Source organism: Paractinoplanes durhamensis (assembly GCF_016862175.1).
GTDB lineage: Bacteria > Actinomycetota > Actinomycetes > Mycobacteriales > Micromonosporaceae > Actinoplanes > Actinoplanes durhamensis.
The window spans coordinates 141295-155279 of sequence record NZ_BOML01000027.1 but is presented as its reverse complement, the minus strand read 5'-3'; the positions used below and the strand labels follow the sequence as shown (position 1 = coordinate 155279).

General features: G+C 71.9%; 11 protein-coding genes. 4 read left to right on the top strand and 7 right to left on the bottom strand.

What is annotated here, in order from left to right; all coding sequences use genetic code 11:
- The first annotated feature begins 30 nt into the window (after positions 1-30).
- Entirely contained in the window at positions 31-1692 is a 1662-nt protein-coding gene (locus Adu01nite_RS16385) for a serine/threonine-protein kinase (RefSeq protein WP_203727723.1), read from the top strand.
- On the opposite strand, the gene Adu01nite_RS16380 is transcribed toward Adu01nite_RS16385, so the two are convergent.
- The 3 genes from Adu01nite_RS16380 to Adu01nite_RS16370 are packed head-to-tail and all read right to left on the bottom strand — an operon-like array spanning position 1674 to position 4340.
- Entirely contained in the window at positions 1674-2579 is a 906-nt protein-coding gene (locus Adu01nite_RS16380) for a GNAT family N-acetyltransferase (protein ID WP_203727722.1), read from the bottom strand. The genes Adu01nite_RS16385 and Adu01nite_RS16380 overlap by 19 nt on opposite strands.
- Before the next feature lie 10 nt (positions 2580-2589).
- Complete coding sequence (locus Adu01nite_RS16375; protein WP_203727721.1) at positions 2590-3249, bottom strand: response regulator; 660 nt, start codon at positions 3247-3249, stop codon at positions 2590-2592.
- Entirely contained in the window at positions 3246-4340 is a 1095-nt protein-coding gene (locus Adu01nite_RS16370; protein ID WP_203727720.1) for a sensor histidine kinase, read from the bottom strand. The genes Adu01nite_RS16375 and Adu01nite_RS16370 overlap by 4 nt, the downstream gene beginning before the upstream one ends.
- A 132-nt stretch (positions 4341-4472) precedes the next feature.
- On the opposite strand from Adu01nite_RS16370, the gene Adu01nite_RS16365 reads away from it, so the two are divergent.
- The 3 genes from Adu01nite_RS16365 (at position 4473) to Adu01nite_RS16355 (ending at position 7849) form a co-directional block, all read left to right on the top strand.
- Entirely contained in the window at positions 4473-5651 is a 1179-nt protein-coding gene (locus tag Adu01nite_RS16365; protein WP_203727719.1) for a serine hydrolase domain-containing protein, read from the top strand.
- A 58-nt stretch (positions 5652-5709) separates the two neighbouring features.
- A complete protein-coding gene (locus Adu01nite_RS16360) occupies positions 5710-6984 on the top strand; it encodes an alpha-amylase family glycosyl hydrolase (protein WP_203727718.1) in 1275 nt (424 codons plus the stop codon).
- Between the two features lie 64 nt (positions 6985-7048).
- On the top strand, positions 7049-7849 hold the full coding sequence (locus tag Adu01nite_RS16355; protein WP_203727717.1) for an endonuclease/exonuclease/phosphatase family protein: 801 nt from the start codon (positions 7049-7051) through the stop codon (positions 7847-7849).
- Positions 7850-8974: 1125 nt separating this feature from the next.
- Here the strand turns inward: Adu01nite_RS16355 and Adu01nite_RS16350 are convergent.
- Genes Adu01nite_RS16350 through Adu01nite_RS16335 form a run of 4 tightly spaced genes read right to left on the bottom strand, consistent with a single transcriptional unit; the run spans position 8975 to position 13942 of the window.
- Positions 8975-9568: a cadmium resistance transporter gene (locus Adu01nite_RS16350; RefSeq protein WP_203727716.1), complete on the bottom strand. Its 594-nt coding sequence runs from the start codon at positions 9566-9568 to the stop codon at positions 8975-8977.
- Between the two features lie 45 nt (positions 9569-9613).
- Positions 9614-11182: a GGDEF domain-containing protein gene (locus tag Adu01nite_RS16345; protein WP_203727715.1), complete on the bottom strand. Its 1569-nt coding sequence runs from the start codon at positions 11180-11182 to the stop codon at positions 9614-9616.
- A 22-nt stretch (positions 11183-11204) separates the two neighbouring features.
- On the bottom strand, positions 11205-12734 hold the full coding sequence (locus Adu01nite_RS16340) for an AMP-binding protein (RefSeq protein ID WP_203727714.1): 1530 nt from the start codon (positions 12732-12734) through the stop codon (positions 11205-11207).
- Positions 12731-13942, bottom strand: coding sequence for an acyl-CoA dehydrogenase family protein (locus tag Adu01nite_RS16335; protein ID WP_203727713.1), 1212 nt, complete (start codon positions 13940-13942; stop codon positions 12731-12733). Before Adu01nite_RS16335 ends, Adu01nite_RS16340 begins: the two co-directional genes overlap by 4 nt.
- Between the last annotated feature and the right edge of the window lie 43 nt (positions 13943-13985).

Sequence of the window (13985 nt, the reverse complement as noted above, 5' to 3'; positions counted from 1 at the left end):
CCTGGCCGGGCGTTTGTACCGTTCCGGTACGTGACCAAACCACTGCGGCCGGACGATCCGCGCCGGCTGGGCGGATATCAACTCCTGGCACGACTCGGCGAAGGCGGCATGGGCGCGGTCTTCCTGGCCCAGGATCTCGACGGCCGCCGGGTCGCGGTCAAGCTCATCCGATCCGAGCTCACCGCCGATCCGGCGTTCCGGGCCCGGTTCCGCAGCGAGGTCACCCGGGCCCGGCAGGTGCCGCCGTTCTGCACCGCGGCCGTCCTCGACGCCGACCCCGAGCACCCGATGCCCTACCTGGTCGTCGAGTACGTGGACGGTTCCGACCTGGGTGAGCTGGTGCGGAGCAACGGTCCGTTGCGCGGCGGCAACCTGCACAGCGTCGCGGTCGGGGTGGCCACCGCGCTGGTCGCGATCCACAGTGCCGGGGTGATCCACCGCGACCTCAAACCGGCCAACGTGCTCTGCTCGCTCGGCACCCTCAAAGTGATCGACTTCGGGATCGCCCGGGCCGCCGAGTCCGGCACCGAACTCACTCACCCGGATCAGATGGTCGGCACGATCGCCTACATGGCACCGGAACGCTTCGCCACCGGCGAGGACCGGCAGCCGGCCGGCCCGGCGGCGGACATCTTCGCGTGGGGCGTGCTCATCGCGTACGCGGCGACCGGCCGCACCCCGTTCGCCGCCGATTCGCCGGTCGCCACCGCCGCCCGCATCCTCACCCAGCCGCCCTCGCTGACCGGGCTGTCCGGCCCGCTGCGGGATCTGATCGCGGCCGCGCTGGACAAGGACCCCGATCGGCGCCCGACCGCCTACGAACTGCTCGACGCCCTGTTGAAGGTGGACGCCGGCTTCGCCGCGCAGCCGCAACTGCGCTGGGCCGCGCTGGCCGCCCGCAACAGCGGCCTGTCCGGCGCCTCCCAGGCGTGGACGGCCGCCGCCCGCCGGCACCGCATCCGCTTCGCGCTGCGCGCCTCGTTCGCCACCGGCGTGGCCGTCGCCGTGGTCACCGCCCTGCTGATGAAGGCGTTCACCGGCGCGCCCGAACAACATCCGCTGGTGGAACCGACCGACACGGTGCCGGTGCCGATCGCCGGGCCGACCCCCGCGTTTGCCGCGCTCACCCTGGCCGACCCGCTGGTCGGCCCGGGGACGTTCCAGGACGCCAGCCACGAGGACGACGGCGGCGGTTGCTTCCTGATCGCCACCGGTCTCTACGCCCGGCTGGACAAGGGCACGGCCCACGTCTGCCCCGGCGGGTCGTCGGTGACGAACGTCGTGGTCGCGGTGGACGTGCGCATTCCGGAGGGCGACACGTGCGCCGCGATCTGGCTGCACTTGAACGACCGCGGCAGTCAGCGGGTGACCCTGTGCACGACCCGCACCTTCGTCGGTCTCGACACCCCCGCGCACACCGTCCGGAAGACGCTGGGCCACGCGTACTACTCGCTGGGAAACGACCCGCAGGACAGCCACCACGTGACGCTCTTCGCCGTCGACCGGCACCTGACCGTCATCGTCGACACCGTCACGGTCCTGAGCATCACGATCACCGACAGCGACGTCCAGTTCGTCGGCGAGATGGCCCTGGGAGTGGTTCCCGAGCCGGGGGTCACGCTCGACCTGTCCTCTCCGGACGTCCGTAAGCCGGCCGCGCTGTTCACCGAGCTTCAGCTCTGGGAGCCCTGACCCCGCCGGTAGGTGACGGTGCGGCCGGCGTCGTGGAAGCCGACCGCGTGGTAGAGCCGCCGCGGCACCGGATAACCGGCGTCGCCGCGCGGGCAGACCACCGCCAGCTCGGCGCCGGCCGCGCGCATGGCATGCAGGCAGGCCAGGCTGACCGCGGCGCCGAGACCGAGCCGGCCGTGCTGCGGGTCGACGCCGACCGGTTCGAGCAGGGCCACCCGGTTGACCTCGTCGATCCAGCCCAGCGCCGACCCGGCCAGGCTGCCGTCCGGGGCCTCGACGACCTGGTCCAGGTCGGACCGGTAGGGCCAGTGCCCGATGATGTCGGCATACCGGGCGGTGGTCATGCCGGACTCGCCGTCGCCGAGGTCGACCGGCGGCACGCCCATCGCGCCGAGCCGCTTCGGCCGCCACGCGGCCCGGTGCACGGCGGCGCGGGCCGCGAGCTCGCCCGGCCGGACCGCCCGCACCTGATAGCCGGCCGGCAGCACCGGCGCCGGCAGCGTCTCGTCGAGCTCGCGGTGGCAGTGCCGGGAGAAGTCCCCGTCGACCGGGTGGTAGCCGGCCGCGGTCAGCTCCTCGATGACGGCCTTGTCGCTGTCCATGATGGTGACCGACTGCTCGCCGCCGCCGGTCTCCTCGTCGAACCAGGTGAGCACCGCACCGGCCAGTTCGGCCGGCGCCTGCATCTCCAGCCGGGCCGGTGCCGAGATCCACGCCCACGCGGCGTCGTCCCACAGCGCGATGCGCAGGTCGGGCATGGCCGGCCGCTGCCAGGCGAGATCACCGATGTGCCAGCGGTTGCTGGTGGTCCACTCGCGCTGGACGATCCGCTGCATCGCGAACAGGTCCTCGGGGCCGAGATAGGCGCGCGCCTTCACTGAGCTCATGGCCTCAGATTCAACCAGTTCCGGGCACGACCAGCCCGGTCTCGTAGGCAACCACCACCGCCTGGGCACGGCTGTTCAGCCGCAGTTTGGACATGGTGTGTTTCAGGTGGGTCTTCACGGTCGCCTCGCTGACCACCAGGCGGGCCGCGATCTGGGTGTTGGTCAGGCCGTTGCCGACCAGGCGCAGCACCTCGGTCTCGCGGGCGGTCAGCTCGTCCAGGCGGCCACCACCGGCGGCGGCGCGATGCTGCCGGGCGTGCGTCTCGATCAGCCGGTGGGTGATCCGCGGGGCGAGCAGGATGTCGCCGGCCGCGATGGTGCGGATCGCGCTGATGATGCGGTCGGGCGGGGTGTCCTTCAGCAGGAAGCCGGACGCGCCCTCACCGAGCGCGCCGTACACGTATTCGTCCAGGTCGAACGTGGTCAGCACGATCACCTTCGGGCGCGGGCCGGTCGCGGTGAGGATCTCCCGGGTGGCGGCGATGCCGTCGAGGACCGGCATCCGGATGTCCATCAGCACCACGTCCGGCCGGGTCTCGGCGGTCAGCGCCACCGCCTGGGCACCGTCGGCGGCCTCGCCGGCCACCTCGAGGCCGGCCGCCCGGAACAGCGCCACCAGCCCGGCCCGGATCAGCGGCTGGTCGTCGGCCACCAGCACCCGGATGCTCATGTCTCCTCCAGCGGCAGGCGCAGGGACACCGCGAAACCGCCCGCCTTGCGCGGACCGGCGACCAGGACGCCGCCGTAGAGTTCGGCGCGTTCCCGCATGCCGCGGATGCCGTAGGACTCGGTGTGCGCGCGCAGGTGCGGCCCGCCGTTGGTGACCCGGATGGTCAGCGTGCGCGCGGTGTATTCCAGCGCCACCTGGGCGTCCGCCGGTCCGGCGTGCTTGAGCACATTGGTCAGTGACTCCTGCACCATGCGGTAGGCGCACAGGTCCGGGCCGGGCGGGAGCGGCCGGGTGGTGCCGGACACCAGCAGCGTCACCACCGGGCCGGCCGTGCGGGTCCGGGCGATCAACTCGTCCAGCGTGGCCAGGCCGGGCTGCGGCTGCAGGTCGGGTTGCTCGTCGCGGTCCACCCGCAGCACGTCGAGCAGCCGGCGCAGCTCCAGCATCGCCTCCCGGCTGGTGTCGCCGACCGTGCCGATCGCCTGCCGGGCGGTGGGCTGGTCGGCCTCCAGGACATACTCGGCCAGGCCGGCCTGCAGCGAGATCACCGACATGTGGTGGGCGAGGATGTCGTGCAGCTCGCGCGCGATCCGCACCCGCTCGTCGGCGACGGCGCGCTCGGCGCGGGCGGCGAGCATTTCGCTGCGGCGGGCCCAGCTGCTGGTGCCCTCGCCGAGCACCCACGCGCCGGCGATGATCAGGGCGCCCTGGACGATCTGCGACCACACCAGCTGGTCGCGGGCGGTCAGGTAGACCAGCGCGAGGAGGGCGGCGGTCGCGGCGTACATCAGGGCGGCGACCCGCCGGGGCCGCAGGGTGGCCACCGAGAACATCGCCACGATCGGGCCGATGCCGCCGCTCACGTCGATGAAGCCGGCCAGGCTGGCCACCGCGATCGCGGCCAGGATGACCAGCATGGTGATCACCGGGGCGCGCTGCCGCATCGCGAGCGGAGCGACCGACAGCGCGGCGAGCAGGATCGCCCACGGGGACGCGCTGCCCGGCTGGCCCAGCAGGGTGACCACGGTGAGGGCGGTCAGCAGGGCGGCGAGCAGCACGTCCACCAGCACCGGTCGCAGCAGGGTCCACACGCGGCAAACGCTATCGACACCGGGCCACCGCGGCATCCGCTGCCCGGGGTAGCCCGTCTACCCCTCTGGGGGGAGGCGGGTTCACAACCTGGGGTGACGATAACCGTCGATGCGATCCCTAGCGTCGACGGCATGAGACGAGCATTGATCGCCATCACCGGAGCATTCGCCGTCGCCGTCGCCGCACCGGGCGTGGCCCAAGCCGGAACCGGGAGCAGCACCCGGGCCGAGATGCAGCGGGACGCCGACCGGCTTCTCGCCTACGGCGCGCCGGGCGTGCTGGCCGAGCTGGACGCCGGGCACGGCACGACGATCCGGGTGCGCAGCGGCTACGGCAACGTCGAGCGGAGGACGCCGGTGCCGTGGGACGCGCGGTTCCGGATCGGCAGCTTCACCAAGACCTTCGTGTCGGCGACCCTCCTGCAGCTGGTCGGCGAGGGGAAACTCGCGCTCGACGACACCGTCGACCGGTGGCTGCCCGGCGTGGTCAGCGGCAACGGCAACGACGGCACGAAGATCACCGTCCGGCAGTTGCTGCAGCACACCAGCGGGCTCACCGACTACCTCGCCGGCATGCCGTGGCTGTTCACCCAGGAGGGCTTCGAGCAGCACCGGTACGACTCGCTGACCGCCGAGCAGGCCGTTGCCACCGCGATGACCTTCCCGCCGCAGTTCGCGCCGGGCGCCAAGTGGGAGTACTCGAACACCAACTACATGCTGGCCGGGCTGATCATCACGGCGGTGACCGGGCACGACTGGCGGACCGAGGTGCGCAACCGGATCGTCCGGCCGCTCGGCCTGCGCGACACGTACATCCCGGGCAACAACCCGGACATCCCCGGGCCGCACGCGGTCGGCTACGAGCGGTTCCCCGGGCCGGACGCCACCCAGGACGACCCCGACTTCGGCCCGGCGATCGACGCCACCCGGCTGAACCCGACCTGGGGCGGCGCGGCCGGCGAGATCATCAGCACCGCGGCCGACGGCAACCGCTTCCTCAAGGCGCTGGTCACCGGCCGGGTGCTGAAGCCGGCCCAACTCGCCGAGATGCAGCGCACCGTGCCGACCAGCCCCGAGTTCCAGACGAACTGGCCGGGCTCCCGCTACGGCCTCGGCCTGATGTTCGTCCCCAACTCGTGCGGCGGCGAGTGGGCGCACGGCGGCGACATCATGGGCTTCCGGACCCGCAACGGGGTGAGCGTGGACGGCAAGCGCAGCGTCATCGTCTCGTTCAACACCGACTCGTTCGTATCGCAGCCGCCGGTCGACCTGGCTACCGACCTGATCGACGACGCACTGTGCGGTAACTGACTCCGGGGGGAGTGCGTGCCCGGCCGCGACTTGCGGCCGGGCACCGTAGATTGGCCGGATGAACTGGTCGGACTATGCGATCTGGTGGCACGTCTACCCGCTCGGCTTCCTCGGCGCGGACAAGGGCGCCGGCCGCCGGCTTCCGGCGCTCGCCGACTGGCTCGATCACCTACTTGAGCTGGGCTGCAACGGCCTCATGCTCGGGCCGATCTTCGCCGCCGAGACGCACGGCTACGACACCACCGACCATTACCGGATCGACCCGCGCCTGGGCACCGAGGACGACCTGGTCGAGCTGATCGAAAAAGCGCAGGCCAAGGGCGTACGGGTAATGCTCGACGGCGTCTTCAACCACGTCGGCCGGTCGTACCCGCAATTCGCCGATGTGCTCCGCAACGGCTCCGCCTCGCCGTACGCCGACTGGTTCCGCCCCGAAGGGGATGGTTTCCGGGTCTTCGAGGGCCACGACAGCCTGGTCGTCCTCAACCACGACAACCCCGAGGTCGCCGACCACGTCGCCGGCATCCTCGACCACTGGACCGCCCGTGGTGTCTCGGCCTGGCGCCTGGACGCCGCCTACGCGGTGCCGCGCCCCTTCTGGCGCACGGTCACCGATCGGGTCCGGGCACAACACCCCGGCGTCTGGTTCAGCGGCGAGGTCATCCACGGCGACTACGGAGCGTACGTGTCGGAAGCCGGCCTCGACACCGTGACGCAGTACGAGCTGTGGAAGGCCATCTGGAGCTCGCTGAACGACGTCAACCCGCACGAGCTGGCCTGGGCGCTGGCCCGGCACGACGACCTGCTCGGCACGTTCGCGCCGCAGACCTTCGTCGGCAACCACGACGTGACCCGGATCGCCAGCAGACTGACCGAGCCCCGGCACCTGCCGCACGCGCTGACCGTGCTGTTCACCGTGGCCGGCGTCCCGTCGATCTACGCCGGCGACGAGCGCGGATGGCACGGCGTGAAGGAGGAGCGGGCCGGCGGCGACGACGCGATCCGCCCGGAGTTCCCGCCGACGCCGGCCGGTCTGGGCCCGGACGGCCTGGACATCCAGAGCCTGCACCAGCAGCTGATCGGCATCCGCCGGCGCAACCCGTGGCTGGTCCGGGCCGCGGCCGAGGTGCACACGCTGGGTGACGGCGTCTTGGCGTACACCCTGAAGGCGGAGGAGGGCCACCTGGCCGTCGCCCTGAATTTCGGCGACCGCCGCGCCGCGGCGAAGCTGCCGCCGGCCGCCTGGAAGCACGAGGCCGGCGACGCCACCATCGACCCGTCCGGCGCCACCGACCTGGCCCCGTTCGGCTGGTCCGTCGCCACCGGCATCTGAGCGGCAACCATCCTGCGCCCGGCATTCACTGGCCGGACCCGGCCGGGGCGCCGAACGGACCGGCATGAGATTTCGCCGTGTGCTCCTCAGCGTGCTCGCCGTCGTCGCCGCGGTCCTCGTGCCCGGTGCGCCGGCGCAGGCCGCGCCGCCGGCGGTGCGGGCGCTGACGTTCAACATCTGCGGCAACGTCTGCCGGCACGGCGAGGTCGAGAACACCAGCGCGAACATCGCCTACCGGATCTACAAGCTGCGCGCCTCGGTGACCATGCTCCAGGAGGTGTGCTACTCGCAGTTCCTGGGGTTGCGGACCAAGCTCGCCCGGTACGGCTACCAGGCGACGTTCGCGCCCGCCGCCACCGGTGGCAAGTGCGACAACTACGACACCAAACACGGCCGGGCGTTCGGGGTGGCGATCGTGGCCCGCGGTGCGTTCGTGAGCCGGGTCATCTACCGGCTGCCGGCGCCGTACGGGGCGAGCAGGGAGGGCCGGGTCGTGCTCGGCGCGACCGTGCGGCTGACGCGGCGGACCGTGTTCGTGGTGACCACGCACACCGCGACCAGCGGCCCCAACCTGGCCACCCAGCTGCACGTGCTGCGCCGCTGGCTGACCCCGATCGCCGCGACCAGCCCGGTGATCTTCGGCGGCGACCTGAACTCGACCCCGCAGGACAACGCCCTGGACGGCTTCTACTCGTCCTTCACCGAGGCGAACCGCGACCGCATCCGCCCCCTGACCACGTTCATCCCGATCCCACGAAAGATCGACTACTTGTTCGGCAGCCCCGGCTTCCTGACCCCGGTCGGCGTGGCCCGCGCCTACACGGGTTACTCCGACCACTGCATGTACCTGGGCGTCTTCCGCTGACCCGTGCCGCACCGGGCGCGGCCCTGCCCCCGCCACACCCGGCAAGTGGTCCGTGGCGTCATGCTCTGCTCGATCGCTGAACCAGCTACCGGACCGTCGTCCGCTTTCGATCACCCCCAAGCCGCGCCATCGGCGCGCTGCGACATCCTCGGGCCCGGGACCCCGCTGTCGCAGGGCGGGGCATCTACCAGGTGTTTCGCGGCGCTTTGCTTTGCTCACCCATACGCGCTGCTCTGCGCACCGGGCGGCCTGTGAGTCTTGTGCAGAGGCCCCAATCGAGGCCGACCGGCAGCAACGCGTCCTCAACGACGGCCGCACTTCCGCAAAGTCGGTAGTCTCCGGCCCGCGGTCTCCGGTCGACAGAGGCGGGCCGACTGGCCCGATTTCCTTGATAGCGGGGTCTGCGGCAGCGCGGTTGAGGACTTCGATTTCCTTGATGTCGGGGCCTTGGGCGTGCGACGAGAGCCCGTTTTCCTGGATCTCGGCCCCTGACCGCGAGTGCGAGGCCCCAACTTCCGCGAAGTCGGCAGCCTCCGACCCCGGGCCTCCGACCCCGGGCCTCCGACCCCGGCGCTCGGCCCTCGGCCCTCGGCCCTCGGCCCTCGGCCCTCGGCCCTCGCCCCCAGACCCGCGGCGTTCGGCCGTTGGCGTTCGGCCCGCCCCGACATCTGAGTAACTGCCTGGCCTGCGGGACGTTCGGCCGGAGGCGCGTTGACAGGTGAGCGAAGCCGGGCGCCGTGTTGCGGGATGGCCGTCCAGAATCCAAGTCCCAGCGCCGATCATCCGGGCGGTCGCGGGCTTCACCGGTGGCTCGGACGCCGCCGAGGTTCTGAGTTCCGCTACGCGTGGTAGCTCCAGCTCATCGCAAGTTGGCCGGATCGTCCGAACCGCCCACGTGCAGGTCCTGGTGAGGACTGGACCTATCTTTCCGGATTCCGGGGTCTCCGATTGCGACCGAGACGCCGGTTTCCTGGATTTGGGGATGGTTGCCCGGTCGGTCTCTGGTCGCGGGCCGGGCGACGGCGTTCGGGCACAGGACGGCATCGGGCGCAGGGCGGCTTCGGGCGCAGGGCGGCTTCGGGCGCAGGGCGGCTTCGGGTTGCCGGCGGGACCGGGCCTCGGCCTTCAGGCGAGGACGCCGCCCTCGATCAGGATGAGCAGGCCGATGCCGATCAGGACGACCGGCAGCAGGATGTGTCCCCAGCGGCTCAGCGCCGCGGCGATGACCGGGCGGGTGGCGAAGTACCGGCCGGCCGCGACCCAGACGGCGACCAGGAGCAGGAAGACGATCGCGTAGACGGTCATGCCGCCGGTTCCGGCGGTGGCGAAGACCGGCACGTAGACGCCGATGTTGTCGCCGCCGTTGGCGAAGGTCACCGCGGCGACCTCGAGCGGCTTCGGGCCGCCCGCCCGGATCTCCCGCTCCTCGCCGTCGGCGCCGCGGTGCCGCCATGCCTGCACCGCCGCTTTGACGCCGAGGGCGATCGGGAGCAGCCCGAGATAGGGGAGGACGCTCTCCGGCAGAAAGGTGGCGCCGAACGCGGCGGCCACGGCGACGGCGAGGATGGCGGCGAAGCCGAGGTACTGGCCGACGGCGATGTTGCGGGCGGTTCCCCGTTGGGCGGCGCCCTGAGCGAAGAACAGGGCGAGAATGACGATGTCGTCGATGTTGGTGACGGCGAAAAGGCCGGCGGCCTGGCCGACGATGCCCAGACTCACGTGATGATCACCGAGAATCGCCTCTCCCACACGCCGCCGGGGTGACTACGGGACCAGGCCGAACTCGCGTACCGCGTCGCCGCCGGAGCGCTTGGCGTCGTACATCGCCTGGTCGGCTCGGTGCAGGGCCTCGCCCAGTTCGTCGGCTGCGGCCGTCGCCACGCCGATGCTCACGGTGGCCGGGCAGTCCGGCAGAGTGCGCACGGCGGCCAGCATCCGCGCGGCGATCGCCGAGGCCGTCGCCGGGTCGGCGCCGGGCAGCAGCGCCGCGAACTCGTCGCCGCCCAGCCGGGCGATCAGGTCCTGGTCGCGCAGCTCGGCGGCCAGGGCTCGGGCGATCGCGCGCAGCGCCGCGTCGCCGGCCGGGTGGCCTCGGGTGTCGTTGATCTGTTTGAACTTGTCGGTGTCGATGATCATGACGGTGACCGTGGCGCCGGCCGCGCCGGGCAGGGTCTGGGCGCGGCGGACCGCCCGGTCGAAGGCGCGCCGGTTCGCGATGCCGGTCAGCGGGTCCAGGTCGGCGGCGCGGGTGGCCTGCTCGTGCTGGGCGCGCAGCGCCACCAGGGATTTGAGCGTGGTGGCGGTGTGCAGGGTGTACTGCCGTTGCCGCCACAGCGCCGCGGCGACCGTGTCGCCGTAGCGCAGGCCGATCGCGGCGTCGGCCGAGCCGCGGGCCTCCAGCAGCACGGTGTGGGTGCGGTGGGTGGCCGCGGTGATCAGCCAGCCGGCGTCGGCGGGCAGCGAGGCGACGGCCGCCTCCATCACGGTCAGGGCCTCGTCGAGGCGGCCGATCCGTTTCAGGGCCACGGCGCGGAAGGGCGCGGCGTACGCCAACGAGGTCGGGCTCAGCCCGCGCTCCTGGCAGATCCGCATCAGGCGTTCGATGTCGATGGAGGCACCGGCCGGGTCGGCCCGGTCGGCCCGCGCGCACGCCGCCATCAGCAGCGCGTTGTCCCGCCAGGCGTCGGCGTCGTCGCCGGCGACCTCGGCCGCGGCCCGCAGCGCGAACCCCTCGGCGATCGCGGTGTGCTCCTCGGCCGCGTCGGATTCGTTCACCTGGTAGAGCTCCAGGGCCCAGAGCAGGTGCATCTCGCCGAGGTTGGTCAGCCACATCGCCCGGTTGCCGTTCTGCGCCGGGTCGGCCGCGCTGATCTCGTACGCCGCCTCGAACTGCGGCCCGGCCAGCTCGTAGAGCCGCAGCGTCTGGTAGCCGACCGCGATGCCGATCCGGGCGTTGACCGCGGCGACCGGGTCGGGCTCGTCGACCAGCTGGGTCTCGGCGGCGGTGAGGTCGCGCAGCGCGGCGTCCACATCGTATTCCGCGCCGTCCTCCTCGCCCAGCCGCATCCGTTCGGAGGCCCGGGTGGAGAGTGCGCAGGCGAGCCAGCCGCTGCTGCCCTCGCGCTCGGCCGCCCGCACCATCAACTCGACCGCGTCGAGCACCGCGCGCAGGTCGCCGCGGACGATGAACACCACCACCCGGACGAAATGCATGCAGGCCAGCTCGCCGCCGGGTGCGCGCAGGATGGCCTCGACCTCGGTCAGAACCGCGTCGGCCTCACCGGCCTGCGCCCTTTCCAGCAGACGTGCGGCCTGCCGCGAGGCTTCCTGCATAAAACGTTGCTCCCCCAGGGACTCAGCGGCGCAACTCGCGTTTCAGCACCTTACCCGTGGCGTTGCGGGGGAGCGCGGGCAGGAAGACGATATCCCGCGGCACGCAGAACCGCGCCCGGTTGCGGCGGACGTGCTCACGGATGCCGTCGGCGTCCAGCGCGGCCGGGTCGCGGAGCACGACGTAGGCGGCGAGCCGCTGACCGTACTCGTCGTCCGGCACCCCGACCACCGCCACCTCGAGCACCTCGGGCAGGTCGGCGAGCAGGCCTTCGACCTCGGCGGGGAAGACGTTCTCCCCGCCGGAGACGATCATGTCGTCCTCGCGCCCGTCGACGAAGATCCGGCCGGCCGCGTCGACGTGCCCGAGGTCGCCGGTGGCGAGGAGCCCGTCGTGCAGTTCCCGCGCGGTGCCGTTGGTGTAGCCCTCGAACAGCATCTCGTTGCCGACGAACAGCCGCCCGGTCTCGCCGGCCGGGACTCCCCGGCCGTCGAAGTCGAGGACGGCGACCGCGGTCCCGTGCGGCGGGCGGCCCGCGGTGTCGGGGGCGGCGCGCAGGTCGGCGGGGGTGGCGATGGACGCCCAGGACGCCTCGGTCGAGCCGTACAGGTTGTAGATGACGTCGCCGTAGCGGTCCATGAAGCGGGTGGCGAGGCCACCGGGAAGGGCGGAGCCGCTGACCGCGGCGATGTCCAGGGCCGGGCGGGCGACGTCCGCCGGGAGTTCCATCAGGCTTTGCAGCATTACCGGTACGCCGATGAGCGCCGTCACCGCGTTCTCCCGCATGGCCGCCAGCGCCGCGGCCGGCTCGAACTTGCGGCGCAGCACGATGGTGGCGCGCAGGGCGAGCGCGATCTGCATCCCGGCGTAGCCCCAGGTGTGGAAGAGCGGCGCCGCGATCATCATCCGCACCCCGGCCCGCAGCGGGATCCGGTCGATGATCGAGCAGAGCGGGCTGAACCCGCCGGGCGTGGGCCGTTGCGCGCCCTTCGGCATCCCGGTGGTGCCGGAGGTGAGCACGATGGTGCGCCCGGTCCGGGCCGGCGGCGCGAGGGTGGTCGACGGCACCGCGCCGATCATCGCGTCGAACGCGGACGTCGGCACCCCGCCCGGGAAATCGCCGAGCGCGGCGGCGAACTCGTCGTCGTGCACGATGACCGCGAGCTCCTGTGCCTCGACGACGGCGGCGAGCTGCGCGGCCGACAGCCCGGTGTTGATCAGGACCGGGTCGGCGCCGGCCGAGGTCACCGCGATCAGGGTCTCCACCATGGCCACCGAGTTACGGCACAGCACCCCGACCCGGTTGCCGGCCACGATCGGCAGGGCGGTGGCCAGCCGGGCGGACCGGTCGAGAAGCTCGCCGTACGTCAATGATCGTGTGTCGTCGATGACCGCGACCCGCCGCGGTGAGCGGGCGGCGGCCTGCCGCAGCTCGCCGGCCAGCCCGAAGCCCCACCGATGCAGCTCGGCGAACTGTTGCACCACCCGGTGCGGCAGGCCCGGCACGAGGAGCCCGCGCCGGGCCATGGTCGCGACGACGAACGGTGTGATCATCGAATCTGCATGCCGGAGATGGCGCGGGAGATCACCAGCCGCTGGATCTCCGAGGTCCCCTCGAAGATCGTGTAGATCTTGGCGTCCCGGTACATCCGCTCGACCGGGTGCTCGCGAAGGTAGCCGGCGCCGCCGAGGATCTGCACGGCCTTCTCGGTGACCGCCACCGCGACCTCACCGGCCTTCAGCTTCGACATCGAGCCCTCGCCCGCGGTGAACGGCCGCTCGTTGCGGCCCATCCAGGCCGCCCGCCAGACGAGCAGGCGGGCCGCGTCGATCTCCATCTTCATGTCCGCGAGCGCGAACGCGATGGCCTGGTTCTCGATGATCGCCCGGCCGAACTGCTTGCGGGTCTTCGCGTACTCCAGGGCGTACTCGTAGGCGCCGCGGGCGATGCCGATCGCCTGCGCCCCGACCGCCGGCCGGGAGAGCTCGAACGTCTTCATCGCGGCCTGCCCCGGCGCCCGTTGCCCGGACCGGGCCCGGGCGAGCCGTTCGTCGAGCGCTTCCTTGCCGCCGAGCAGGCAGCTGCCGGGCACCCGCACGTCGTCGAGGAAGACGTCGGCGGTGTGCGAGGCGCGCAGCCCGAGCTTCTTCAGCTTCCGGGTGCCGACCAGTCCGGTGGTGCCCGGCGGAACGATGAACGCGGCCTGCCCGCGCGACCCGAGCGACGGATCGACCGAGGCGGTGACGACGTGCACGTTGGCGATTCCGCCATTGGTGGCATACGCCTTCTGGCCGTTGAGGACCCACTCGTCCTTGGCCTCGTCGTAGACCGCCCGGGTCTTCATCGACGCCACGTCGGAACCGGCTTCCGGCTCGGTGCTGCAGAACGCGCCGACCTTCGGATCGGCCACGTCACCGAAGCACTGCGGAACCCATTCGACGAGCTGTTCCGGAGTGCCTGACCCATAGATCGACGCCACTGCGAGCGAGGTGCCGGAAATGGCCATCCCGATCCCGCCGTCGCCCCAGAACAGCTCCTCGTTGGCGATCGGTAGGCTCAGCCCGGCGCTGTCCGACCACGTGTTGACCAGGAACTCGAACCCGTACAGCCCGATCTTGGCGGCCTCTTGGAGGATCGGCCAGGGTGTTTCCTCGCGCTCGTCCCATTCGGCCGCGGCCGGCCGGATCACCCCTTCCGCGAAGCCGTGGACCCATTCCCGCAGGTCGTTTTGTTCCTCGTTGAGGTCGAGCCAGAACTCCATGCGCGGGAGCACCTTCCGGGCCGGAAACAAAATTTACTCGCCG